This is a genomic window from Yoonia sp. F2084L, assembly GCF_023015625.1.
Lineage (GTDB): Bacteria > Pseudomonadota > Alphaproteobacteria > Rhodobacterales > Rhodobacteraceae > Yoonia.
The window spans coordinates 39,840-64,872 of record NZ_JALKAH010000005.1; the positions used below are offsets into that span (position 1 = coordinate 39,840).

The 25,033-nt window shown below is 57.3% G+C and carries 20 protein-coding genes; 5 read left to right on the forward strand and 15 right to left on the reverse strand.

The annotated features are described in order from the left end of the window. Nucleotides 1-66: 66 nt before the first annotated feature. The 3 genes from MWU60_RS14240 to MWU60_RS14250 are packed head-to-tail and all read left to right on the forward strand — an operon-like array spanning nt 67 to nt 5,046. Nucleotides 67-456, forward strand: a complete 390-nt coding sequence (locus MWU60_RS14240; protein ID WP_247228059.1) for a VOC family protein — start codon at nt 67-69, stop codon at nt 454-456. 12 nt (nt 457-468) lie between these two features. After that, nucleotides 469-1,779, forward strand: coding sequence for a di-heme oxidoredictase family protein (locus MWU60_RS14245; RefSeq protein ID WP_247228060.1), 1,311 nt, complete (start codon nt 469-471; stop codon nt 1,777-1,779). Nucleotides 1,780-1,821: 42 nt separating this feature from the next. Beyond that, a complete protein-coding gene (locus tag MWU60_RS14250; RefSeq protein WP_247228061.1) occupies nt 1,822-5,046 on the forward strand; it encodes a S41 family peptidase in 3,225 nt (1,074 codons plus the stop codon). Between the two features lie 275 nt (nt 5,047-5,321). Here the strand turns inward: MWU60_RS14250 and MWU60_RS14255 are convergent, their stop codons facing one another. The 12 genes from MWU60_RS14255 to MWU60_RS14310 all read right to left on the reverse strand — a co-directional run bounded on the left by MWU60_RS14255 (nt 5,322) and on the right by MWU60_RS14310 (nt 20,115). Next, entirely contained in the window at nt 5,322-5,669 is a 348-nt protein-coding gene (locus MWU60_RS14255) for a hypothetical protein (RefSeq protein WP_247228062.1), read from the reverse strand. Nucleotides 5,670-5,743: 74 nt separating this feature from the next. Then, complete coding sequence (locus MWU60_RS14260) at nt 5,744-6,439, reverse strand: TorF family putative porin (RefSeq protein ID WP_247228063.1); 696 nt, start codon at nt 6,437-6,439, stop codon at nt 5,744-5,746. 103 nt (nt 6,440-6,542) lie between these two features. After that, on the reverse strand, nt 6,543-8,018 hold the full coding sequence (locus tag MWU60_RS14265) for an aldehyde dehydrogenase (protein WP_247228064.1): 1,476 nt from the start codon (nt 8,016-8,018) through the stop codon (nt 6,543-6,545). Between the two features lie 24 nt (nt 8,019-8,042). Beyond that, the gene (locus MWU60_RS14270; protein ID WP_247228065.1) at nt 8,043-9,341 is read right to left on the reverse strand and encodes an FAD-binding oxidoreductase; all 1,299 of its coding nucleotides are present in this window, start codon (nt 9,339-9,341) and stop codon (nt 8,043-8,045) included. 3 nt (nt 9,342-9,344) lie between these two features. Then, on the reverse strand, nt 9,345-11,933 hold the full coding sequence (locus MWU60_RS14275; RefSeq protein WP_348644694.1) for an FAD-dependent oxidoreductase: 2,589 nt from the start codon (nt 11,931-11,933) through the stop codon (nt 9,345-9,347). Nucleotides 11,934-11,958: 25 nt separating this feature from the next. Beyond that, nucleotides 11,959-14,055, reverse strand: coding sequence for an FAD-dependent oxidoreductase (locus MWU60_RS14280; RefSeq protein WP_247228066.1), 2,097 nt, complete (start codon nt 14,053-14,055; stop codon nt 11,959-11,961). Then, the gene (locus tag MWU60_RS14285; protein WP_247228067.1) at nt 14,048-15,448 is read right to left on the reverse strand and encodes an NAD(P)/FAD-dependent oxidoreductase; all 1,401 of its coding nucleotides are present in this window, start codon (nt 15,446-15,448) and stop codon (nt 14,048-14,050) included. Before MWU60_RS14285 ends, MWU60_RS14280 begins: the two co-directional genes overlap by 8 nt. Further along, on the reverse strand, nt 15,445-16,107 hold the full coding sequence (locus MWU60_RS14290; protein ID WP_247228068.1) for a TetR/AcrR family transcriptional regulator: 663 nt from the start codon (nt 16,105-16,107) through the stop codon (nt 15,445-15,447). Before MWU60_RS14290 ends, MWU60_RS14285 begins: the two co-directional genes overlap by 4 nt. Before the next feature lie 6 nt (nt 16,108-16,113). Then, nucleotides 16,114-17,205, reverse strand: coding sequence for an ABC transporter ATP-binding protein (locus tag MWU60_RS14295; RefSeq protein WP_247228069.1), 1,092 nt, complete (start codon nt 17,203-17,205; stop codon nt 16,114-16,116). A gap of 4 nt (nt 17,206-17,209) precedes the next feature. Then, nucleotides 17,210-18,040: an ABC transporter permease gene (locus MWU60_RS14300; protein WP_247228070.1), complete on the reverse strand. Its 831-nt coding sequence runs from the start codon at nt 18,038-18,040 to the stop codon at nt 17,210-17,212. Beyond that, nucleotides 18,037-18,948 (reverse strand): ABC transporter permease, encoded by a 912-nt coding sequence (locus MWU60_RS14305; protein ID WP_247228071.1) that lies wholly within the window; start codon nt 18,946-18,948, stop codon nt 18,037-18,039. Before MWU60_RS14305 ends, MWU60_RS14300 begins: the two co-directional genes overlap by 4 nt. A gap of 45 nt (nt 18,949-18,993) precedes the next feature. Beyond that, complete coding sequence (locus MWU60_RS14310) at nt 18,994-20,115, reverse strand: extracellular solute-binding protein (protein WP_247228072.1); 1,122 nt, start codon at nt 20,113-20,115, stop codon at nt 18,994-18,996. A gap of 498 nt (nt 20,116-20,613) precedes the next feature. Between MWU60_RS14310 and MWU60_RS14315 the strand changes: the two genes are divergently transcribed. Both MWU60_RS14315 and MWU60_RS14320 read left to right on the forward strand, forming a co-directional pair. Further along, nucleotides 20,614-21,357, forward strand: coding sequence for a cupin domain-containing protein (locus tag MWU60_RS14315; RefSeq protein WP_247228073.1), 744 nt, complete (start codon nt 20,614-20,616; stop codon nt 21,355-21,357). 31 nt (nt 21,358-21,388) lie between these two features. After that, nucleotides 21,389-22,666: an NAD(P)/FAD-dependent oxidoreductase gene (locus tag MWU60_RS14320; protein ID WP_247228074.1), complete on the forward strand. Its 1,278-nt coding sequence runs from the start codon at nt 21,389-21,391 to the stop codon at nt 22,664-22,666. Between the two features lie 264 nt (nt 22,667-22,930). Here the strand turns inward: MWU60_RS14320 and MWU60_RS14325 are convergent, their stop codons facing one another. The 3 genes from MWU60_RS14325 to MWU60_RS14335 are packed head-to-tail and all read right to left on the reverse strand — an operon-like array spanning nt 22,931 to nt 24,995. Beyond that, nucleotides 22,931-23,728 (reverse strand): metal ABC transporter permease, encoded by a 798-nt coding sequence (locus MWU60_RS14325; protein WP_247228075.1) that lies wholly within the window; start codon nt 23,726-23,728, stop codon nt 22,931-22,933. Beyond that, nucleotides 23,728-24,501 (reverse strand): metal ABC transporter ATP-binding protein, encoded by a 774-nt coding sequence (locus tag MWU60_RS14330; RefSeq protein ID WP_247228076.1) that lies wholly within the window; start codon nt 24,499-24,501, stop codon nt 23,728-23,730. The genes MWU60_RS14325 and MWU60_RS14330 overlap by 1 nt, the downstream gene beginning before the upstream one ends. After that, nucleotides 24,498-24,995: a transcriptional repressor gene (locus MWU60_RS14335; RefSeq protein WP_247228077.1), complete on the reverse strand. Its 498-nt coding sequence runs from the start codon at nt 24,993-24,995 to the stop codon at nt 24,498-24,500. The genes MWU60_RS14330 and MWU60_RS14335 overlap by 4 nt, the downstream gene beginning before the upstream one ends. Nucleotides 24,996-25,033: the final 38 nt, after the last annotated feature.

Consider the following 25,033-nt stretch of genomic DNA (forward strand, 5'->3'; position numbering starts at 1 on the left):
AAAATGACAAAAGCACGGCCGATTATTTTGGCCGTGCTTACCTATCGAATACAATAAGAGAAATGAATGCTACACCACGTTGAAATATATGTCTCGGACCTCCGCACGACAAAATCGTTTTGGAAGAATATACTCAAACATATCGGATGGAGGCAGACTGGATCATTTGATCAAGGGTTTACACTATCAAATGATCACGACGCCTACCTGACTTTCGTTCAAGTTGAAGACCATCACGCCGACCGCCCTTATCACAGATGCGCCGTCGGGCTGAACCATCTCGCTTTTTCGGTTGAGACCCGCGAACTGGTCGACGAGCTCCGCGCATATTGTAAAAAGAAGAGGTATTCGATGCTTTATGACGACCGTTACCCCTTCGCGACCGGAGGAACCGACTATTACGCGCTTTTCGTCGAAGATCCCAACCGCATCAAACTCGAATTCGTGGCGAAGTGAGAGGCTGACGCCATGCAGCTTCGCAAATTCCCAATCCTTGTGGGCTGTGCGATCTTCATCGTGTTTCTGGCGGCGGTCGTGGGACGAAGTGAGGGGTGGCACGGCACCACCGCAGGCAGCGCGCTACCGCTAGAGGAGTGGGCACAGGTTGACGCTGTTGCCGGACGTTTCACTGTCTATTCCTATGGGCGCGCACCCTACAATCGCGGAGCGCCCTTCCTCACGCTGCCCGAAAGGCGCATGTTTTCAGACGGGGCGGTCGCCTTTACCAATCATTGGCCGGTGATCACCGACGTGGCCACAGGCCTCGCCGCAGGGCAAAGCCATCAAGGTCCGTCCTGCGGCGGCTGTCACGCTCTTGATGGTCGCGGTCGCGTCCACAACATGGCCGACCTTCACATGTCGGGGCTCTCCGTGCCAGCACCGGTGGCCGGTGCCACGGAGCGCGTCTATCGCTATCCAATGTATCATGATCCAAACGCGCGGCGGCTCGACGATGTGGAATGGCGTACTGCTCGTAGGGTGACGCTTCCCGAGGGCAAAACCATTGAACTTGTCGAACCCGTCGCGCTGGTGGATGGGCAGGAGATGAAGCTGCCGCTTCGCACCTCGCCGGGCGTCTACGGCCTCGGGCTGATCGAGTTGATCCCGGACGCCGACATCCTCGCACATGCTGCAAACGGCACAGGGCAAGCCAGACTGAGTGATGTCCCAGGAGAAGAGGGCCGCATCGCCCGCTTCGGCTGGAAAGCGAAATTCGCAACACTTGATGCTCAGGTGCGCGATGCAATGGTGCTGGAGCTTGGTCTTGTTGACCTGTCAAAAGACGTGGGCGAGGAAAGCGCCGCCCTCGTAGCTCTCGAAACCCTGCTCACAGACTACATCCGTATGCTCGCAATCCCGGCGCGCCGGATTGATGACGAGACCCGCATCCTTGCCGGTGCGCGCCTGTTCCAAGACGTTGGCTGCATCGAATGCCACAAACCGGCATGGGAAACCTCAAGCGCGCCGCACATTCCCAAGGAATATCGCGGTGTCGCGATCTATCCGTTCTCCGACTTTCTCTTGCATGACATGGGCCCGGCGCTGGCTGAACCGGGTGGGTCCCCGGATGCATCGTTCTGGCGGACCCCTCCACTCTGGGGCATCGGCGCACAGCAGGGCGTCGTCCCCGGCGTCGGCTTTCTCCATGATGGGCGCGCCCGCACTCTGACCGAAGCTATCCTTTGGCACGGCGGCGCGGCACAAGCCTCCACAAATCGGTTCGAGACCCTAAGCGCGCGCGACCGCGCAGATCTCATGGATTTTCTGGACTCGCTTTGATGCACATGACCCCTGGCAACGAAAGGTGACGAAATGAAAGCTATGAAAACCGCAGCGACAATAGGCGCTGTGCTCGGCCTTCTGCTCGTTAATGGGGTCGCCTCCGCCCAAGAGATAAGCGGACCCTACGCTCTGCACCCCACCTCTCACGCCGATACGCTCGTTGTGGAGATCAATAACCGCCTATGGATCACCGAGATGGAGAGTGGCGAGGCACGACGTTTGACCGACAACAACGTAGAGGAAAGCACGCCAGCCCTCTCGCCTGACGGATTAGAAGTAGCCTATGTCGCGGATGCAGGTGCACATCTTGAGGTATTCGTCACCGATATCGAAACCAAGGCCACCGAGCGTCTAACCTACGAGGGCGGCTTCAGCGTGGAGGTCGAGGGATGGCTGAACGAGACCGAGGTCCTCTTTTCTAGCATTGGCAAGGCAGGAAAGCGTGGCCCCCTTCTCTTTGCCGTCGACCGGGACACGCGGCGCGTCCGGGTGCTGCCACTGCTTGAAGCATCAGAGGGCTGTCAGCTTGGTGACGATCTAATTTTCGTCAAGAACCAGCCGTTACTCGACAACGTCAAGAACTACCGCGGCGGCTACGCACAGCAGATCTACCGCATCCCCAATGAGTTGGTGGACACGCCAGAGTTCATTCAGATGCCCGGGGCTCCCTCTGTTCTCCTGACCGGCGATTACGACGGCATCAGCCGCGATCCGATCTGTCTTGGAGAGCGCGTTTTCTTCCTCTCCGACCGCTCTGGCACCTTTAATGTCTGGTCGATCAATGGCGATGGTGACGCGCTGACCCAGCACACGTTCGGCGAAGATCACGACATCAAAGAAATCTCATCCGGCGATGGCAATACTATCGTCTTCAGCAGGATCGGTGGGGTGTTCCGGCTTGACCCGTCAGACGGCGTCGTCTCCCGTATCTCACTAACACTCCCCGAGAGCGCCATCCCTGCGCAATTCCCCGCAACCCTGGCCGCCTTGTCCTCGGAGGAATTCGCAATCTCCAACGACGGCACCCTCGTTTCTCTCGTCATTCGCGGGAACCTTTGGGCCGTCGACATGAACACCCTTGCGGCCACTTGCCTCGACTGCGCCTCAGGGCACCGCGTCCGCAAGATCAGGTTCTCTCACGACGGCACGCGGATCTTCGGTCTCAACGATGCGACAGGGGAGTTCCTGCTTACCTCATACGACGTCACTGGCCGCACCGGGTCCGCATCCATACCACTCGAAACGTCTTCTCCCATTCAGAATTTTATGCTCTCACCCAACGGACGCGACATTATCATCCGCCTCGTGGACGGTACTCTCATCGCCCACGATGGTGACACGGCGAAAGAAATCGCCGTGGACACCCGCACCCAACCAGAGGAAATCAGCTGGTCCCATAGCGGCCGATACGCGACCTTCGTAACCTTCAACGACATTGATATCGGCCGCATCACCGTCTACGACGCGCATTGCCACCAGATCGCATACCTTACCAGTGGACGGCACGAGGTCTCTTCGCCGGTTTTCGCCAACGACGACAACGACATTCTTCTCATCGCCGACATGAACTTCTATTCGAGCGTCAATGATACTTGGGCGCCGGGCACGCACTGGCCATCCTTCGACAAACGCTCCTTGATCCATACGGTCGCCTTCCTGCCAGACAACACCGCCCAACAAGGAAACGCCCTGTCTTGGCAAGCTGCGGGGCTGGAGGCCGCGACGGATGCTGCGTGCTCGACCCGGATCGAACGCACATCGGCCATTCCGCCGCGCGCACGTCCCATGATGAGAGAACTTCCCTATCTTCCCGGCACCTATTCCAACCTGCGCGTCGTAGACGACATCCTTCTGGTCTTTGCAAAAGAGGCCAAGCGCCACGACTGGGGCGAAATCCATGCCTTCCCCGTCGTCGATGATGGCCCGCGCATGGGCCCTAGCATCCCCCTAGAGCAAACCATCGACGTTGTAAGTTTTTCGACCAACAATCGCGCCATGATCGGCCTCACACCCGCCGGCATCTTTATTTCCACGATGGATGCAGAGGGCCGCTTTACCGATCCCGACTACAGGCTCAACGCCTTCACCCCAGAAGTCATGATCGACCGCCAAACCGAATACGCCCAGCAATTCCGCGATCTCTGGCGACTTTATCGTGACTACTTCTGGGACGAAGGCATGGTCGGGGTGGACTGGGCCGCGCAGTACGACAATTACCGCCCCTACCTCGCTGGAGTCGCCAGCGACGCCGCGTTCAACGACCTGGTATCTTATATGGTGGGCGAGCTGGGTGCAGGGCACACCTCTTTGACGCGTACCGCCGTCGACACTGATGAGACCCGGGCCATCGCCAGTCTCGGCGCGGATCTTATTGAACATGACTACGAGGTCTTCATCAGCGCCATTCTGGACGGGGACCTCGACATCACCGACCAGCGTTCCCCCCTGACAGAGCTGTCACCGCCTGCCCGCGTCGGCGACCGCATCGCCAATCTGAACGGCGCGCCAGTGCTATCCATCGGTTCTCTACAACGGATGATGATGGGCAAGGTCGGCGAGCTTGTCCTGCTCGACATTGAAACCCCCGAGGGCGACTTCTACCGGCACCGGATTGAGCTGCTCTCGGCAGGCGATGAAAGCTGGCTGCGCAACAAGGCCTTTGCGGCGAGAAACGCCGCGCTGGTGGACGAGTTGAGCAACGAACGCGTCGGTTACATTCACATGGAGTCCGCCTATGCCGACGACTTTGCCGAGTTTGTCCGCCAGTATACCTCTCTTCATGATCGCGATGCGCTCATCCTTGATCTGCGGGGCAATAGTGGAGGGAACGTGGACCCCTGGGTTCTCCATTTCTTGCAGCGGCAGGCCTGGCTTTCCGTTCAGGATCGCTATGACAGCCAAGTATTGAAGCACCCGCGCGACGCCTTTACCGGGCAACTTATCGTGCTGATTGATGGCGATACTTATTCCGATGGGGAACTGATTGCCGAAGGCGTCCGCCAACTCGGCCTCGGCACACTCGTCGGAACGCGGACGACGGGTGCGGGTATCTGGGTCAACGACGACCGCCGTTTAGTCAACGGGGCTGCTGTCAGAATTCCAGTTTCCGCTTCCTACTTTCCCGGACAGGAAGGGGGCGAAATGATCATCGAGGGCCGAGGCGTCCTCCCCGACATCGAGGTCAAGAATGATCCCTATCTCTTTTTCCACGGCCGGGACACGCAACTGCGCGCGGCATTGGAGCTGGCAATGGGCGAGAGGTGACAAGTCTAGCGGAGTCTAACCGCTGGTGCCTCTTGCATAAAACCGCTGGCTTTAGGTCTTCCCATAATTTGATCTCGAAGGCGCGGAACTGGAAATTTATTAAGATTTTCCGGCCCGCGCTTCATGAACTTCCGCATATCTGAAGACACGCGTTGGCAACTTGCTTGCGCCACGGTCGGCACCGATTCATTCCGCACCCACAGTTTGACAGATGACCTGAAGCACCCCGCCAAGATGACGGACGGTGTACGGTCAAGTGATCCTGACCTTCGGTATCAGTTAAGCGTCCACGTATAAGAACCGTCAGTATAGCTACCCCCACCAACACTCGTCACCGGCCCACAATCAAGTGCTGGCTCCTTGGTATAGCGCACGCAAATATCATCGCCACGGACCGACCATTCGCCGGTGTCAGTGCCATAGATCGCATCATCGTAGGATGTGGTGCCATCCGCATTGTAGCATTGGGTACCATTTGTAGGACCGGTGTAAGTTAAGCATTTGCCGGCATGGCTGTCGATGAACTGTTGACCGGTCAGTTGCTGAGCCGTAGCCGGGGTGGCAAGCAAGGTGAAGCCAAGTGCGGTCACAGGCATGATTAGCTTCAGGTGGGACATTGCCATAGTGGTGTCTCCTTATCATGGGGTTAGGCGAAAGACGGCGCGGGCTGATCCAGACAGCACCGCACCAAACTGCTTTAGAAATCGAAAGAAATCGTTGTGACAATCAGACCATCGGCCCCTTCGATGAAGTCGCCGGTTTCATCTGAATCGTGATAGGTCAGATCAAGGGTGATGGTATCAGTCAGGCTATAGCTGCCGCCGATCGACCAATAGTTCCACTCATCCGCGCCAGAGATATCCGACATGACAGACCCGTAAGAGGCCGCCAGCGCAAGACCCGGCAGATCGGTAAAGTAGTCCACATCCAAAGACAGATCGGTCGTTTCAAACTCGGGCGCATAGCCCACATTGCCGGTAACATAGAGCTGCAAATTCACCGCATAGCCTGCGCTGACCAGATACTCTTCGTAAGAAATCGTATCGTCTGGCGGTGGGAACGTGCTGTCCTGGAACGTGTAATACGCAACTGAGACATCATAATAGAAAGCCTCGATCTCTCCGCGATAGCCGATATAGTAATCAACCTCACTGTCGGCAAACAACAGGTTCTCATCGCCGTTTGACGCCCAGACCCCCGCATAAAGGCCACCATAGCTAAGTTCGACATAGGGCTGCACCGCTGGTCCATCCGAGAATTTCAAGCCTTGCGAAACGTATTCGGAAGTCACTGCAAAGCCGGCACTGATGCTAAACTCTTCGGCGGTGGCGACTGTGGGCCCCGCAATTGCAAATACTGCAGCCGCAGTGGTTGTCGCATAAAGTGATCGCATGTTAAGTCCTCATTTCGTTGGTTTGTGTTGCTTGTCAAAAAGTCCATGACCTAACGACGGCGTGTCGGCTGCAACCGGCACGCCACCGCTTCCTTCCCCCGGATCAGGCGGTCAAATCGATCCAGATCGTTTTCAGCTCGGTGTATTGCGCGTGGGCGTGAATGCCATTGTCGCGTCCACCAAAGCCAGATGCTTTGAAACCCCCAAAGGGCGTTGAAATCTCACCTTCGGAATAGGCGTTCACACCCACCGTTCCCGCTTTCAGCTTGCGGGCGTAGCGGTGCGCCTTGCTGATGTCCGAGGTGTAAAGCGTCGCAGCCAGCCCGTATTCGGTGGCATTGGCCAATGCGATCGCGTCTTCATCCGTTTCAGCGCGGGTGACACCAACGACAGGGCCGAAAATCTCCTTTTGAAAGATATCCATGTCGGCGGTCACGTCGGCAAAGATCGTGGGTTGGAACATCAACCCTCCGGCTCCATCGCCACCAGCCACAAGGCGCGCGCCCTGCGCTTTGCCGGTTTCCACAAGGCCCGCGACTTTCTTGTAATGCATCTCGCTCACTAGCGGTCCATTGCGCGTTTCAGGGTCCAGCTGATCGCCTAGTTTCCAATCCGCGATCTTTTTTTCCATCGCGGCGATCAGGTCATCATACACATCCTTATGGGCAATGATCCGGCTGTTGGCAGTGCAGTTTTCACCCATGTTCCAGAAAATCGCATTGGCCTGAATGTCGGCGATGCGGTCAATGTCCTTAGCGTCGCTAAGCACAACTGCCGCTGACTTCCCGCCCATCTCTAAACAGACCTCTTTCATGTTGCTTTGGGCCGCGTACTCCAAAAACCGGCGGCCTGTTGCGGTCGATCCTGTAAAGGTCAGCGCGTCCACATCCATGTGACGCCCCAAAGGTTCACCCACATCGGGGCCCATGCCCGTCACCACATTCAACACGCCGGGCGGAACACCTGCCTCAACCGCCAATTCCGCAAGGCGCAGCGATGTCAGGCTGGTGTACTCGGCGGGTTTCACCACAACTGAATTGCCGGTCGCCAGCGCTGGCCCGATCTTCCAAGCCATCATCATCAGCGGGAAATTCCAGGGCAGTACAGCCGCCACAACGCCCACAGGTTCGCGCACGATCAACGCCACAGCATCAGGGGCGGAAGGGGCGATCTGGTCATAAAGCTTATCCTGCGCCTCGCCATGCCAGCGGATGCAGTTGGCGGTCTCTGGCACGTCGATCTCTAAGCAATCGGTCACGGGCTTGCCCGCATCCAGCGCCTCCATCACGGCCAATTCTTCAACATTCTCCATGATCAGATCAGCCAGCCTACCCAACACCACCTTACGCTCGCTTGGGTGCAGATCGGACCAGACCCCGCTTTCAAATGCTGCCTTGGATGAGGCGACGGCAGCATCCACATCAGCGCTGTCACAGGCAGGCAAGCTGGCAATGACGTCGCCATTGTAGGGGTTCTTCGTTTTAAACGTCTTGCCGCTGGCAGCAGGCAGATACCCGCCATCAATAAAGATACCAGTCGGCAGTTTCAGTCGGGCAGCGATGGAGGTGTAAGCATTCATAACAAAGTCTCCTTGATTGCGGCGTCACAGCCCCACACGGTCCAGCAAGCGCAGTGCGGCAACGGTGGGGCCGAGCCCCAGATTGCGAAATTGGTGAAACGGGATTGGGCGCACCTTGGTGACAGGGAAATCCAGCGCATCATCAGGGACGCCACTGGCCCAATCCGCCAGCACCTTGCCCATCACAGTCGCCATCCCGACGCCGCGCCCGTTATAGCCCAGCCCCGCCATCACGCCGGATGCCAGCAAATGCAGTCCCGGCAAATGATCACGGGTCAGCGCAACATCGCCGCCCCAGGCATGGGTCCATTCTACACCCTTTAGCAGCGGATAAAGCTGTTCAGCCTTCGCGCGTAACGCGGCCTGCCGCGCCCGCACACTGGCATCACGCGTGGCACCACGACCGCCAATGATAAAGCGCCCGGCAGCATCCTTGCGGAAATAAATCAGCACACGGCGCGAGTCCGACACCGCGTGTCCCTCGGGCAGGATGGATTGTGCGATATTATCACTCAGCGGGGCCGTCGCCACCTGCACAGAGGTCACAGGCATCACAGACTTGCCCAGTGGTTTGCCCAGATCACCGGTATAGGCGTTGGTACACACCAACACCTTGGGTGCCGTCACCGATCCACCAGCGGTCTTCACCGTCACCAGACCGTCCTTGGCCGTGTATCCCATCACCCGACTGTCACCAAAAATCTGCGCACCATGCCGTTCCGCCGCATCCGCCAGCCCGAGCGCATAATTCAACGGGTGCAAGTTTCCGCCCCGCCGGTCAATCGTGCCACCCAGATAGTCATTCACGCCCAGCAGCCGGGTCAGTTCATCCCGAGACAACGGTTCAACCACAGCCCCACGCGCGCGCCATTGATCCGCAAGGCTTTCCAACTCATCCAGCGCCTTGCGGGTATGCGCGGCCCTGATCCAGCCGACCCTGTTGGCGTCGCAATCAATCCCATGCTGCGCAATCAAGCCGAACACCAGATCACCGCCACCACCAGACACATCCGTCATCCTGCGGCCTATCTCTGGCCCAAACTGCGCCTCCAGCGCATCCGGCCCGTCCTGCAGCCCCGGATTGACCTGCCCACCATTGCGGCCTGATGCACCCCACCCGGGCGTTTCCGCCTCCAACACAGTAATCCGCGCGCCAGTCTGCGCCAAATGCAGCGCAGCGGACAGCCCGGTAAAGCCCGCACCAATGATCACGCAATCCGACGTCACATCATCCGCAAGGGCGGGACGGTCCGGTGCATCATTCGCCGTCGCAGCCCAAAGGCTGTGCGACAAGACGCTACGTTCATTGGCGATCACACCCATAGGTCAGGCCACCTTCGCTGTGGCAACTGGCCCGGCAAGAAACGCATCCAACGGTGCACTACTCTGCGGATCACCCGCCGCCTCTAGCGCCAAGAACTCAATCGCAACAACCTCATGCTCGGTCATGCGCTTCAAAATGGCGCGGTCCTGCGGCGGGGCCATGGCCTCAAGCGCCTTAAAATCATCAATGTACTGCGGAAAGTCAGCACGCATTTGGTCAAGCAACGCATCCCACTCTTGCGGACCACTCTGCGCAGCCTTGCGCCCCTTTTCCTGCAACGCTGAGCTAGCTTTCGGGGCCAACCCATAGGCATCAATCAAAGGGCGCACAATCTGCGCGGTATGCCCTTCCACCTCGGCCAAGCGCAGCATCTTATTGCGGCGCGCACCCTCAAACAGGTCCGCCAAAGCGCGATACCACGCCTCGCCTGACACCTCTTCTTCGTAGTACTCCTGCAAGGTCAGCAAATACCGGGCATCCACAGTTTGCCGCGCGGGCGACGTTGCCAAAACCGGGGGTGCCGCTTCCGGCAAAACGGCCCCGACATCCGGGCGATCGTATTTCATCGGATCGTCAATATCGACGGCCTCATCCACCTCGGTGGCATAGCGATGGCCCGCGTAAGTGGCCGCTGCGATAATCGCTGGAGCTTCGGCATCGCCGATCAGTTTGAGGTTAAAAGGCAGCTTGCTGGCGTCACCGTCCACGGTGGCCAAAATCTCATGGTATAGCCCCGCGTTCTGCGTGCGCTGCGTCACCATCACCACGGCCTCAGCCGCCAGTTTTTGCTCTGCACCCGTATATTCACAGGCCAAAGTCACCTCTGCCCCATCAAACCGGGTCAAGGCATGGGCCGTCACGATCTTAACCCCCATTTTCATCAAATGCGTGCGAATGCGCCAGCGTTCTGATGTCATCTCGGCCCAGGCCGATACATTGTCGCTTTCGGTGACGTAAGTGACAGGGTGGCCCGCATTGATCACCGCCTCGGCAATCACCCCGGCCATGTAGTAGTTATCACCGTCAAACACGACGGTCGGACCATTGGGCAGCTTGCCATCCATGATGTCATCGGGGGTAAATACGCCCGCACCGTCAGTGGTCACAGGCACGTAAGCCTTGCCATCAAAGCGCGTCCGGTTCCAAACAGCCCCCGTTGCAATTGCTACATGGTCAGCCTCGGTCGCAAAGACATCCTCTGCGGTCAGGCGGCTTTCACGGAAAACCTCGACATTGAGCATCTTTAAAAGCTGCTGTTCGCGATAGTCGCGCACGCGGATGTATTCACTCATCCCCGGCAAGGCAGCTTCGCGGGTCACACGACCGCCCAACTCGCGGGTCGCCTCGGCCAGCATCACGTTATAGCCACGCAGGCCCAGCACGCGCGATGCTTCCAGCCCGGCAGGACCAGCGCCAACGATCAGGACACTGGCATCAGATCTCGCAGGGGCGGCTTTTTCCGGGTGCCAGCCCTTGCGCCATTCCTCACCCATCGTCGGGTTCTGGGTGCAGCGGATCGGCGTACCGGTGCTGTCACCCGAATAGCAAATGTTGCAGCCGATACATTCGCGGATATCCTCAAACCGGCCTTCTTCCACCTTATTGGGCAGAAACGGATCAGCAATGGAAGGGCGCGCCGCGCCAATCAGATCGGTGATGCCGCGCTTGATCTGACTGACCATCGTATCGGGAGACGTAAAGCGGCCCACCGTCACAACCGGCTTTGCGGTGACCGATTTCACCCACTCCATATAAGGTTCCAACGCGCCTTCTTTGGTAAAGCGCGATACCCCCATCTCAAGGCTATAGTCGGCGATATTGATGTCCCAAAGGTCCGGCAAATCCGCCAGCATCTCAAACATCTCGCGGCGCTCGCCGTATTCGGGCTGACCATCCGCGCCAATGGTCTCATCCGACTTGAACCGCACGGCGACGGCACAGCGATCGCCCACGGCCTCTTTCGTTTCCTCGATCAATTCGCGGGTCAGGCGGATGCGGTTTTCCAAACTGCCGCCATATTCATCGCTGCGGGTGTTGATGGTCGGGTCCAGAAAATTTGCCAGCATGTAACCATGGGTGGCGTAGACATAGACGACATCAAACCCGGCGTCCCGCGCCCGCAGGGCCGCCTTTTTATGCCAGCGCCGCAGGTTATTGATGTCAGTCTTATCCATCGCCTTGGTCTGAAACGGCTGGCCCGCCAGATTGGGCATCGACGTGACATCCATCGACGGCAAGCGGGTGTAAAGGTTGGCGGACCGCGCACCTGAATACCAAAGCTCTGCTCCTGCCAGCGCCCCATGCTCATGCACCATATCGGTCATCAGTGAGTGGGCGCGAATATCACTGTCATCCCACAAAGACGCCGACACATGCGGCAGGTCATCAGACGACGGATGGATCGAATTGTACTCGGTACAAATCACACCCCAACCGCCTTCGGCCTTCATCCTGCGCATATGGGCCAGCGTATTTGGACGCAGATAGCCCATGCCAGTACAGTGGGGCACCTGATAAAAGCGGTTCTTGGTCGTCACCGGACCGATTTTCAGAGGTTCAAACAGGATGTCATATCGTGGGTCGCGGGACATGGCGCACGCTGCCTTTTCTGTCAGATCAATCGGTGGCAAGGGTAGGAAGTTCGCGTTTGAACGGGGGCGCGTCGGTCTTTGGCTCACCCAACTCGCGGGCATAGCGGTGGCCTGCATAGACGGCGGCTGCAATGGTGCCGGGCGCCAGACAATCGCCAATACGGGTAAGGGTTTGCGGGCCACTTGCGCCCGCTTCAATCAGCGCCTCAACCTCATGATAAAGCGCATCTTCAGGTTGGCGCATCGTAACAGGAACGAAGGTGCCGCAATCAATGTCATGCTCTTTTTCAGTATAGATGCACTCAAGAGTGACACTGCCCACCTCAATATCCGTGACCGTATGAAGGGGTGTGATCTTAACCCCCAACTCCATCAGGCGCTTTTGAATACGATGCTGCTCCAGGGTGTTATGGGTAAAATGCGACACATCCCCCTGCGGTGTGACCAGCGTCACCTCATGGCCTGCAAGGCGCAGCTTTTCAGCAATAACGCCGCCCATATAATAGTGATCATCGTCAAAGATCACGACCGGATCAGCAACTTCCGCCCCGGCCATGATCGCATTCACGGTGACGATATTGGCGCCATCTTCGCGCGGGATTGCGGCGTGATGCGCGCGGCCAATCCCGCTGTCAGACCAATGGGCCCCGGTGGCGATCACAACGTGATCCGCACCATATTCCAGCACGTCCCGAGCCGTCAGGCGGCTGTCCAGATAAATCCCCACATTCGCCATTTGGCTGATCTGGTATTCGCGGTAGTCCGAGACGCGCTTCCACTCAGCCAACCCCGGCAAAGCCGCCTCCGCAGCGACACGGCCACCCAAACCGGTGCCCGCCTCGGCCAAGGCCACGATATATCCGCGCTGACCCAAAGCGCGGGCGGCTTCCAGCCCGGATGGACCAGCCCCAACGATCAGCACGCTCTCATCGGCATGACGCGTGGCAATCCTTTCAGGATGCCAGCCCCTGCGCCATTCCTCGCCCATCGTGGGGTTCTGCGTGCAACGAATAGGCGTCGCCAGAAAGTCACCAGTGACGCAGATATTGCAGCCTATACACTCGCGAATATCCTCGATCCGGCCTTCCTCAACCTTCTTGGGCAGGAACGGGTCAGCGATGGAAGGGCGGGCAGCGCCTATCAGATCCAGCGCACCGGACTTGATCAACGACACCATCGCATCGGGCGACGTGTAGCGCCCCACGCCAACAACGGGCTTGTTCGTGACCTTCTTGACGAAATTCACATAGGCATCCTGAAACCCGCTGGCAGCAAAACGCGATGTCATGGAATCATTGTCCCAATCGCTCAGGTTCACGTCCCACAGATCAGGAATGTCAGCGAGCATTTCGACCACATCACGGCCTTCACCCTCGCTCGACAAGCCTTCATCGCCCAACATCTCCTCAACGCCAAAGCGTAAAGCAACGGCGCAAGTATCGCCAACCGCGTCCTTGGTATCGGCCAGCACTTCACGCAGCAGACGCAGGCGGTTTTCCAGACTACCACCGTATTCATCCGTCCGATGGTTCCAGCGACGCGACAGAAAATGCGACAATGCATTCAGATCGTGGCCCGCATAGACGTAGATGATATCGAACCCGGCTTCTTTTGAGCGTTTCGCCGCATCGACATACCAGCGGCGCAGATCGCGAATATCGCGCAGGTCCATGCCGCGGGCCTGTACCGGATCAATATAGCTGACTGGGCGCGGCGACGGCCCCATCGGAATTTCGCGGCTGTAACGGTTTGGGGTCGCCAGACCATCGTAACACGGCTCAACCCCGGCCAGACTGCCATGTTCGTGTATTTTGTCGGTCATTTTGCGCAGCACGGGAATGTCACGATCTTCCCACAAGCGACCTTCGATCACCGGGCTCAGTTCAGAGGTATGGTGAATCTCCACTTGCTCGGTACAAATGACTCCCCAGCCACCCTCGGCCTTGATACCCCGCATTTCGGCCATCGAGGATGGATACTGATGGCCCATCCCATTGCAATGCGGCACCTGATAAAAGCGGTTGCGGGTCTGCACCGGGCCAATTTGGACAGACTCGAACAGCACATCATAGCGGGGGTCGCGCAAGGACTTTGAGGCGATGGGACCGGTCGGTTTATTCATCCTCCTGCGCCTCTAACATGCGTTCGCGTTGATCGGCACGGGCCTCGCACGAACCACAAAGTCCGGGGCCGCCCAACACATCAACCACTTCGCCAGCAATGAAATCACCACTCAGATGCGCACCAGACAGCAGAGCCTTATAGCGGCCGGCAACGGCTTCACCCGCGAAGAAGACGCGATCACCCAAAGGTTCAGCGAGCGTTTTGCGCGACGCAAAGTGCCCCGGTTTGGCGGCGGCGTAAGCACCAAGAGTAAGCGGATTTATCGCCCAGTCGGTCATAATACCTTTGACAAAATGGGTCCGCGCGCCGCTGCCCATCATGTTGGCAAATTCCCCCAAGGCGAAATCCACCGCCTCGGCCTCATCCGCCCGGGACAGGTCCCACCCAAACTGACCCCCCACAAAACCGACAGCGACATCAATGCCCGCGGGCCACGTCAGGAAATAGCATGCCTCTGCGGGCACATCGTTTGGCACGGCATACGTCAGGAAATCATTTTCGCGCAAGCCGAACCGTTCACCATCAAATTTCAGGGCAATCTTGGCCAGCAAACCCATCGGCACATCGGCAATGGCCTCGGCCTTTTCAACCGGCAATGCGGGGGTGAACTTGATCGCACCTGAGGCCAGCACGCCAGTCGAGACGGTCACGATACAAACCGCAGCGGAAATTGTGCCATCGGTCGTATCCACACGCACGCCTTCACCGCTCCAGTCAATGGCTGTGGCGGCAACACCGGTGCGAATGGGTAAGCCTTGGCCATGCGCCACAACCAGCGTACCCAGCCCTTCTTTCACCAGATAATTATAGGCATAGCTACCGTAGGAATTCATATCGCCCGTGGACAAATCCGCAAAATCAACTCCAAAGTCCATCGGACCAATCCAGCTTTGCGCCTCAGCAGAGAAGGGCAAATCAGCAGGCAGTCGCGATGCGGCAGACACATCGCCTATGCCGTAAACGCGCGCCTCAATCTGCTCATACGCACGGTGATAGGCGCTCAACTCAGCGCTGTTGGCCGGACGGTCGCCAACGTAGAGCACTTCATCGGCACCATTGTGATCAATCAAGGTAAAGCCCAACTCGCGCGCCAGACCGACTTGCGGCACCCCGGAACGCGGCCCTTGAAGCCATGAACAGCCCTGATCGAAAGGCACACCAAAGCTGTCGGCTTCAGTATAGGCGCGGCCTCCAATCCTGTCAGCGGCCTCGATCACCACAACGGTCTTGCCACCCGCAATTAGGCGATGTGCAGCCGCGATGCCTGCCGCACCGGCACCAATCACCACCACATCAGGGTTGGTGGGTTGCGCGCGCGCCACCATCGGCAACAACGCGGCACTTGCCGCACCTGCCATGAACCCCCTGCGTGAGTGTGGCAAGCATGTCATATGACGGTCTTTGCGCGGTTATCGCCAAAGTGATCCGGGAACATGGCAGCCAGATACGTCGCCATTTGGATCATACAGTATTCACGGGTGAATTCCTCTGGATAGAGGATCGCATTCAGCCATAATCCATCGCCAAAGGTCTCGATACTGTTGGTCAGTGCGAGGGTATCCGTCCCTTCGGGCACCAGATGTTCGCAAAGCTCTTCAAACACGTCAGAGCGTTCGTCATCAAAGGATTCCACTATGCGGCGATAGAACGCCCGATACCGCGCTTCGCCGAAATAGGCGAACCAGACGGCGATGGTGGTGGGGTTAAAGATGCGCGGATCAAAGCTGGACATGGCGACGGCCCATAGCTTTTGCGCAGGTTTCATTGTGTCGTCCTGAACAACATTGACCCAGGTGCGTCGCACCTCTTGCGACAGATGCGTCAGTGTGGCGTTAAGCAGGTTGTCCTTGCTGTCAAAATGCAGGCTGACAATGCCCATCGACAGACCGGCCCGCCCCGTCACAGCGGCCATTGTGGTTCCGGAAATACCGCGCTCTGCAATGCAGGCAATCGTGGCTTCAATCAGCTGCAGGCGGCGGACCTCTTTGGGGGCCGTGCGGCGTTTGGTTTTGGGTTTGCTGCGTGGTTTAGCTGCGGTACGAGTATTCATGCGGGTCTACCTTTCAAGCACGATCAGCGCATCATTAGGCCAGGTCAGCCAAACAGGACGGCCTGTCTTGGCCTCGTCGGGGTCGTGCATATGACTGTTTTGGGACGAAATCGCCATCGGTACATCACACCCCGGAACGCGGACATGATAATGGCTTCGCTCGCCTAGGTAAGTGGTCAATTCAATCTCACCTGCGATGGCGTCACCCGCTGGTGCCGTATCATGCAGTATCAGCTTTTCCGGGCGGATGGCCACACTGACCTTGTCACCTTCGGTCAGGGTCGTGCCTTTCACCGGGATATCCATCTTCCCAATGCCCTGCACATCCAGATAAGCGTGGCCATTCACGCGGCCTGTGACCTGCGCATCAAGGAAGTTCATATTGCCGATAAAACTGGCCACATCGCGGGTCTTGGGCGCTTCATACAGACCACTTGGGCTGTCCACCTGCAACACCTCACCGCCCGACATCACGGCAATACGGTCCGACAAAGTCAGCGCCTCTTCTTGATCATGGGTGACGAAGACAAAGGTGATACCAATCGCGCGCTGCAAGCGGCGCAATTCCATCTGCATCTGTTCGCGCAACTGCTTATCCAACGCACCCAAGGGTTCATCCAACAACAGCACCTTGGGCTTCAGGATCAAGGCACGGGCCAATGCTATCCGCTGACGCTGCCCGCCCGACAATTCATGCGCGCGGCGCTTGCCATAACCGGTCAGCTGCACCAGTTCCAACATCTCATCAATCATGCGGTCCTGATCGGCGCGGGGCAGTTTGAGCTTGCGTAAACCGTACCCGATATTCTGTGCGACATTCAGATGCGGAAAGATAGCATAGTTCTGAAACACCATATTCACAGGGCGCTGAAACGGCGGCACATCCGACATCGGCTGGCCATCAATGTAAATCTCGCCGGATGACACGCTTTCAAACCCGGCCAGCATCCGCAGCAATGTGGTTTTGCCACAGCCCGATGCACCCAGTAGCGAAAAGAATTCGCCATGGGCGATATCCAAAGAGATTTCTTCAATGGCGCGGAAGCTGCCATAGGACTTGCCCACATTGCGGATCGAGATAAAGGCGTCGTCGGTCATAAGGTCAGGCTCCTTCGTTGGTGGCTTTGACCTGATCGCGCACCGCACCCAAGCGCCCGATCCACAAGGCCACGAAAACCATCACAAACGACAGCGCAAGGATGATGGTCGACAGGGCCAGAACAGCAGGGAATTCGCGGGGGAACCGCAGTTGGGTCCAGATATAGATCGGCAAGGTGGTGTCCGTGCCGGACAAAAAGAAGGTCATGATGAATTCGTCAAAAGAGATGGTGAAAGTCAGCAAAAGGCTGGCCACGATGCCGGGTGCCACCATCGGAAAGGTCACACGCCAAAACGTCCACCAGCCGTTTTCACCCAAATCGGCCGAGGCTTCTTCCATCGACCGATCAAACCCCTCAAACCGGGGCAGCAAGGTCGCGATGGCGAAGGGCAGACAGATGATCAGATGCCCAAAACCGACGGTATAGAGCGACAACGGAATACCCAGACGGCTAACCAAAACCAGCAAGGCCACACCAAAGATCACGCCGGGCACGATCAACGGCAGCATGGCAAAGGTGACAATCGCGTTCTGGCCGGGCATCTGGTAGCGGGTAATCGCGCGTGCGGCGACAACACCAAGGCATGTCGAGATAACAGACACCCACAGACCCACTGTCAGGCTGTTCTTCAACGCAGCCCATACGGTGTCGCGCGTCCACAGGTCCGCATACCAATGAAAGGTAAGCCCCTGCATCGGAAAACGCACATAGATGGAATCGTTAAAGCTAAACAAGGGAATGAACAGGACCGGTAGATAGAGCACGATCAGAAAAACAATCGCATAGACCTGCAATGCGCGGTTCGGCTGCTTGATATAGGTGCCTTCCCTCATGCCAGTTGATCCTTCGCCTTGCGGGTCAGGAACAAGAACACCAGCGCAAGGGCGGCAATCCATGCCATCAACACGATGGAAAGGGCCGACCCCATGGGCCAATTGTTCACAGGGCCAAACTGCAATTGGATCAGATTGCCGATCATCACCCCATCCGGGCCGCCCAGCAACGCAGGCGTGATGTAATCACCGGTGGTGGGAATGAAGATCAGGAAACAGGCGGAAATCACACCGGGCATCGACAGGGGCAAGGTGATGCGCATGAACCGCGTGAACGGGCCATCTCCCAGATCAGTCGCGGCCTCAAGCAAGGATTTGTCGATCTTCTCAAGCGACACATAAAGGGGCAGGATTGCAAAAGCGGCCCAGGCATGGGCCAGCGTGATAATCACTGCCGTCTGGCTATAGAGCAAAAATTCGAGCGGTGCCTCGATCCAACCGGCAGTCAAAAAGGCCGAGTTGATCACCCCCTCATACCCCAAAATCACCCGCCACGCGAAAACGCGCAGCAGATAGCTGGTCCAGAACGGCAAGGTCATCAGGACGATCCAAAGCATCTTGTTGCGATGGACATGGAAGGCCACGTAATAGGCCATTGGGTAACACAAAAGGACAGTAAAAAAGGTCGCCAAGCCAGAAACAAAGAACGACCGGGTCAGCAGCGTGCCAAAGATCGGTTCAGTCGCAGCACGTTCATAATTGGCAAAGGTCGGTGTCATATCAAAACCAAAGCCGTCGCGGGTCCACATGCTCATCGCGATCAGGATCAATAGCGGGACGGCAATACCAACGACCAACACCACTAACGTAGGCGACATCAACGCATAACCTTGGGCCGCTTCGCTGCGCCGAAACCATGCAGTCAGGCGGTTGCGTCGCACAGGTGCTGCGTCAGGTACGCTTACCATGACCTGTCCAGTTCATAGTGTGCCCCCCTGGGCCCCCGCATCAGATCAGAACCCGGCCTTGATCAACTCGTAGGTTTCGTTCATGCGGCTTTCCCACTCCTGCTCTTGCGGGATCGAGAATTGACCAGCGTCCAGGATTTCACGAGGGTTTGCACTTAGGCCCAGTCCTTGCAATTCATCGTCGGTAAAGCTTTCGAATGATTTGGCGTTCGAATGGCCGTAACCATACGCGCCAATCATGAACTCGCCCGCCTCAACACTCAGCATGCTGTCGATAATGTCATAGGCGCGGTCGGGGTTTGGGGCATCTTTATGCATCATCAAACCGCAAACCCACGTCAGCGCGCCCTCTTTGGGTTGGGCAAAGCGGACAGGGATTTCTTCGGCTTGCAGCTCAACGGCAGTGCTGTTCCAGGTCATCGCGGCGACCATTTCGCCCGAGGACAAGGCCTGCCCCAGAGTTGTCGTGTCATCCGTGTAAACGCGGACCAACGGCCGCTGTTCACGCAAAGCTGCAGACGTCTTTTCAAACGCCATTTCCGTGGCGATCTGGTCAAACGGCACGCCCGCTTTGATCGCCGCACACCACCAAGCGTCACCGCCAGAGGCGAGCATACCAATCCTCCCGGCATAGCGTTCGTCCCAAAGAATATCCCAGCTTTCCTCACCCTCAATCTCGACCAGATCAGTACGATAGGTGATCGACGTGCCACCCCAATCAAACGGCACCATCCACGGCATACCGTTCTCGGCCTCGTTGGACTCCAATGCGACCAGTTCCGGCAACACATCACCCCAATTCGACAAACGCGAGGTATCAATCGGTTGGAACAAGCCAGTCTGTACCCAGCGGACCATATCAGTGTGGCAAGGATGAGCGACATCTACGACAAAGCCGCTGCGCATCCGGGTCAGCGCATCCTCAGCACCACCAAAGACGGCAAAATCAGGCGGCGCACCATTCGCGGCCTCGTAGCTGGTATAAAGATCGGGAATGTCAAAACCACCCCAGGTAAACAGCGTGCCTTGGGCGTCCTGCGCTGCGGCACGGCTGGCAGCAAAAGGCGTTGTCATTATGCCAATGCCCGCACCCAGCAAGGTTTTCTGAAAAGCGCGTCGCGACAGTTTACCCGTTTTCACTGCATTGAGTTGGTCAATTACGTCCATAGCGAAATCTCCTATCCCGAAGCTTTTCTTTCTTTGGGTCACTCGATACGTCATATATTGATCGCAATCACTGAATGACTGTTCACTCATTACGTTGGGTCAACAGAATGTCGCAGTCAAGGATTCATTAAGCAATCAGTCAAACAGCTGAAAAATTGATATAATATGGTGAAATTTGCGACATCAAACGAACTGAAGATCAGCCATGTCAGCCCCTAACGGTCCGAATCCGTCACATCGCATGCAGTTGCATCAAGACCCGGATCAGATCTTTAAATCAGGTGATTTCCTTCGAATATGATAAGAAATCATGCAATTTTCATAGCATTCAACCAGAAGTCACAACATGGTTTCTACATTTGCGATCTAACAAACAGACGGTAGGAGTGAATCTTAACTGAATGCCTATTCATTCGTTGCTTTTCACGCGAACCTGCGCCAAGGATGATAAGACTCGCTATTTCGCGACAGAAGCGGCAACCGCCAGAAAGGCATCTCATGACCATAGCCCCTCGCGTCATCCGCATGCACGAAAACGGACCGGCCGGCCTGACACGGATGGACCTTGACCCGGCTGATTTCCAATCGCCCTTACCGGAACAGAACGTTCACGTTTACTATAGCGATGCAACGCGTGGTCTAAACGTGGGCGTCTGGGACACGACGACGATGCAAGAGGCGTTCGGCCCCTACCCCGGCGACGAATTCATCGTCGTGCTGGAAGGCCGGTTCGCGATGCTTGATGGCGATGGCGACGGGGTGCCCGTGGAAAAAGGTCAACTGGTCGCCTTTCGCAACGGCATTCCGGTCAGCTGGAAACAGGACGGATACCTCAAGAAATTCTACCTGACGCTGCTGGATCCAAATGCGGACACCCCCAAGATCGCATCCGCGAAAGGCGGCGTCATTGTGATTGACCCCACGTTGGAACTGACCGGCGACGATATCCTGCCAGACGTGGAAGGTGCGGTCGAACGCGAACGCGAATTCTTTACCAGTGACGACGGAGCCATGACCGTGGGTCTGTGGGACTGCCAAGCGTTCGAGGGCGAAATCGAACCCTTCCCCAGCCATGAGTTCTGTTTCGTGGTCGCTGGCGAAGTCACAATCAAAGAACTTGGCGGCATCAGCCAGACGTTCACCGCAGGCGATGCGTTCTTCGTGCCCAAAGGGACCGAATGCAGCTGGCACGTGCCCAAATACATCCGCAAATTCTTTGCCGCTGTCGACCACGAAGACTGATGAACAAAAGCACTTTTTGAGGAGGCAGATCATGCCCGACCCTACATTTGCAAACCTTCCAACAAATCCAGACGTTGTGGTGATCGGCGCTGGTTCTGCTGGGCTGGGTGCCGCACGGAGACTGCTGAAAGGCGGGAAATCTGTCATGGTTCTTGAGGCCGCAAACCGGGTCGGCGGGCGCGCATGGACGCAAAGCGAGAGTTTTGGCGTGCCCGTAGACATGGGGGCGTCATGGGTGTCTGGGGCGAACAAAAATCCTTATGCCAAGATTGCGCGCAAGAGCGGCTTTAAGCTGATAGAGCATACCCATGCACAGACCGATCTCTTCCGCATGGATGGATCGCGGGCCAATGCGCAGGACTACAAAGACTACGCGAAAAACGCCAAAGCGCTGCAAAAAAGCATGAATAGAGCGGGCAAAAAGGGCCGCGACGTGCCCGCATCAGAGGTCACCCCGAATGATCTGCCTTGGATGGGCGCAATCCAGTCGTGGCTGGGGCCCATGGACTATGGTGTGGACTTTGACGAAATCTCGACGCTGGATGACTGGCAGGGCAAAAGTGATCAACCAAGCTATTTCGTACGCGAGGGTCTGGGATCCGTTGTCGCCACCAGAGCCGAGGGGCTGCCCATCAAGCTGAACACCACGGTCACCCACATTGACTGGAGTGGCACCGGCGTCCGCATCGAAACCAACAACGGGACAATAGCCGCTAAGGTCTGTGTCATCACCGTGTCAACTGGCGTGCTTGCGACGGGTAAGATGCGCTTCACCCCTGATTTGCCTGCATCAAAGATCGAAGCTGCGCATAACCTACCGATGGGCCTGCTTGTCAAAGTACCGATGATGTTTGATGGCGCACGCTTGGGTTTGGGTGAAAACAACTGGGTGACCTATCAGGTCCCCAATGAGATCCCCACAAAGGCCTGTTACTTCATCGCTTGGCCATGTGGACATGACTACCTGTTTGGCAATATCGGCGGAAAGCTGGGGTGGGATTTGTCCCGCGAACACTCCGACGTGACAGTCGATTTCGCAATGGAGGAGTTGGTGAAACTTGTGGGCTCTGATGCACGCAAGCATTTCATCAAAGGGTTCCGCACCGATTGGGCGAATGATGAAAACACGCTTGGTGCCTATGCCGCCGTGAAACCTGGGCACGTTGGTGTACGCAAGACGCTAGGGGCCCCGGTGGGCGACCGCCTGTTTTTTGCTGGCGAGGCGATGGACGGCGGGTACCCTGCATTGGTCAGCGGGGCCTACACAAGCGGGAAGCGCGCTGCGCGAAAAATCTGCAAAGTGATTTGACACCATGCGACGCACATCCAACGGCTGCTTCACAAGCGAGTGCCTTGGCCAATGGCAGCAACGCAGGACATGGTCGAGATCGAAGCGGTCTGAGCTCATTCGGGACAATTCCATGACCGCAGCACGATCGGTCTTTGAGTATCAGGTCAAACCAATCATAGTCCGTATGAACTGCGCTTTCAGCGAACAGTGAAGCGTTCCATCTCATAGAACAGGCGACACATATCTAACACCCGAGTCCCGCTCCAACACATCGGCTGACGCCTATGCGCTCGACTTGCTACGCCAACCGATGATGTTCAACGCTGCAAAGAGAACTGCCGCCACACAAACAATGGATGGCCCGGCGGGCGTGTCGAAGATATAGGCGCCCTGTAACCCGGCAATTGCAGAGATAGTGCCGATTGCAGCCGCGATCACAGCCATCGCCTCTGGTGTGCGTGCCAGACCCCGCGCCGCAGCAGCCGGGATAATCAGGAGTGCGGCGATCAAAAGCACGCCAACCACTTTAATCGCGACCGCAACAACAATCGCCAGAGAAACCGTCAGAATAAGCTGTTCACGTTTGGGGTTCAGCCCGCTGGCATAGGCCAGTTCCTCGTTCAGTGTTGATGTCAGCAAGGCCGACCAGCGCCATAGGATCATCGCAACCACAAGCGCAGCCCCACCCCAGATGACCATCAAATCCGTCCGCGATACCGCAAGAATATCGCCAAACAGATATGCCATCAGGTCAATGCGCACACCAGACAGGAACGACACTGCCACAAGGCCAAAGGCCAATGCCGAATGGGCAAGCACCCCCAAGAGCGTGTCCATTGCGTAACCACGTCCGGCCAGCAACGTCACGGTCAGCGCCATCATCAGCGCCACAGCCATCGCACCTGCAAAGACCGACACCTCAAGTGCCAGCGACAAGGCGACCCCAAGGATCGCCGCATGTGCGGTCGCGTCGCCAAAATAGGCCATCCGCCGCCAGACCACGAAACAGCCCAAAGGTGCTGCCGCAAAGGCCACACCGACCCCGGCAAGCATGGCGCGGGTCATAAAGTCATCAAGCATTATTCGGCGGCCTCATGGCTATGTGCATGGCTGTGGTTGTGATCATGGTCATGGTCGTGATCGTGATCGTGATCGTGATCGTGGTCATGCCGGTAAAGCGCCAAAGCGCCACCCGTCCCCGTCCCGAAAAGCGCGCGATATTCTGGCGCAGAGGCGACAACCGCGGGTGCGCCCTCGCAACAGACATGACCGTTGAGGCAGATCACTCGGTCAGATGCGCTCATCACCACATGCAATTCATGGCTGATCATCAAGACGGCACAGCCCGTGTCCTGACGCACCGCGTCAATCTGCTGGTAAAACGCGGCTGATCCTGGCTGATCAAGCCCCTGTGTCGCCTCATCCAACAGCAAAACGTCAGGCCGGTTGATCAAGGCGCGCGCCAACATGACGCGCTGAAACTGCCCGCCAGACAACTGCGACATTTGCCTTTTCAACAGATCCGGCACACCCGCCGCTTCCAGCGCGGACTTGCACGCTGCTTTTGACTCGCGGTTAGACAACCGCATGAACCGTTCGACTGTGATCGGCAGGGTTGGGTCAATATGCAATCGCTGCGGCACATACCCGATTTTCAGACCAGATTGCAGAGTAATTTCACCACTTGCCAGAGCAGTCGCACCGATGATGGCGCGCAGCAGGCTTGTCTTGCCGGACCCGTTGGGGCCAACGATGGTTACAATCTCACCGGGGTCCAGATGCAGGGCTACATTGCGCAACACAGTATTTGCGCCGTAAGCGACGCTGAGGTTTTTGACAGAAATCAGGCTCATGCATCCGCCTTATCAACGCAGGACGGGCAAATGCCTTCGGCCTCAACCACCGTCTTTTCAATTTGGAACCCAGCAGCGCGGGCGGCATCGCCAAGCGCACCTTTGGCCGGTGTTGATTGGGCTTCGGCCACCGCATCGCAACGACGGCAGATCATGAAAGCAGGTGAATGGCTCTCTCCCGGGTGGGCGCAAGCAACAAAGGCGTTCAGGCGCTCAATCTTATGGACAAACCCGTTCTCGGCCAGAAAATCGAGCGCGCGATAGGCCACTGGCGGCTGCGAACCAAAGCCCGCGTCGCGCAACAGATCAAGGATCGCGTAAGCGCCCAGCGCGCGGTGTTCACGCAACAGAAGTTCCAGCACTTTGCGGCGGACAGGCGTCAGACGCAGCCCTTTTGCGATGCAACGGTCCTCAGCGGCGGCCAGTCCTTGTGTAACGCAGGCCTTATGGTCGTGCTTTTCAAACCCGAGTGGTGTTGCATTTTCCGCAGACATGCCTTTTGCCTCTCTTGTCATGTTATTCTATATCATTT